Raw genomic sequence first — 936 nt, 5'->3', positions numbered from 1 at the left:
GTTGCAACAAACTCTTTTTGCATGGGTTGTTTACGTTTTTTTAAGAACAGGTCTTTTAATATTCTCATGTTTTTAGTCCATAATTTTACCAATTGGTCTATTTACCTAAAATTTGACCGTACAGAGCTGTTTTAATTCCTAACGTTAGGTTTTTATCATAAAATATTTAAATCGCGTCTTACGGTACCTTTTTGTCGCTTTAAATGCATGTCTAATCGTAAAACGATCAGCACTTTTCACTACTTTGCTGTTTATCCTTCAATACCTTTTAAAACCTCTTCAAGTTCTTTTTGAAGCTTTTCTATGCGTTCTGATGGTATTGGGGGCTTTTGATCAGTTGCCTTTATTTCAGGCTTTTTAAGATTCTTTAGAAGACGATTAGCTTGCAAGCGAATGCTACTTTCAAGATTTTCGCAATAACGATAAAAATCTGCTGTTGATGGCATAAAGGTCGGGTTTAAGCCCTCTGCTTTGCCTTTCAAAGCGTTCTTTGTTGCTGTTTGCAATACCCAGCTGCTTATGCCTTCAAGGGCATAAAGATACGCAAGCGCTGTTGCTTTTTCGTCTGTTTGTGATTGGCTTTTGAGACCATTCGATAGCACAAGATACGTTGTTTGGATTTCTTCTTCAGTGGCTTTTCTTTCAAGCTTTTTCAACGCATCATTGACTAATGAGGTAACTCTCTCTGCTTCTGCAATCAATGGTTTTTGCCCCGTTTTCCAAAGGAATGGTAGTTCGGTTGTCATCCTCGAATAAAAATTTGTACATACTATCTGAATTTTTGATATCGGACATGTACTGTGCAATTCGATAAGCTTTGCCACGCTGTTGTCCTGTTTGATATCCATTTCCTTTTCCATAGGTTTTTCCTTTCTCTAAATCCTCGATAGCCTTACGTACCCGGTTACGCCATGTTGCTTGCCAATCGATTTTGGT

The 936-nt window shown here is 37.6% G+C and carries 1 protein-coding gene and 1 pseudogene; both read right to left on the bottom strand.

The window, feature by feature from the left end; translation table 11 throughout:
• Window positions 1-251: 251 nt before the first annotated feature.
• The gene (locus tag ACFINC_RS09985; protein WP_375617112.1) at window positions 252-746 is read right to left on the bottom strand and encodes a hypothetical protein; all 495 of its coding nucleotides are present in this window, start codon (window positions 744-746) and stop codon (window positions 252-254) included.
• Window positions 661-936, bottom strand: a pseudogene (locus ACFINC_RS09980) (hypothetical protein); the annotation flags it as partial. The pseudogene ACFINC_RS09980 and the gene ACFINC_RS09985, both read right to left, overlap by 86 nt.

The sequence above is a fragment of the Bartonella sp. AP58NXGY genome, from assembly GCF_042195785.1.
In the GTDB taxonomy this organism is placed as follows: Bacteria; Pseudomonadota; Alphaproteobacteria; order Rhizobiales; family Rhizobiaceae; genus Bartonella.
The sequence above is the reverse complement of the archived record's forward strand: the minus strand, read 5'-3'. Positions and strand labels throughout refer to the sequence as shown.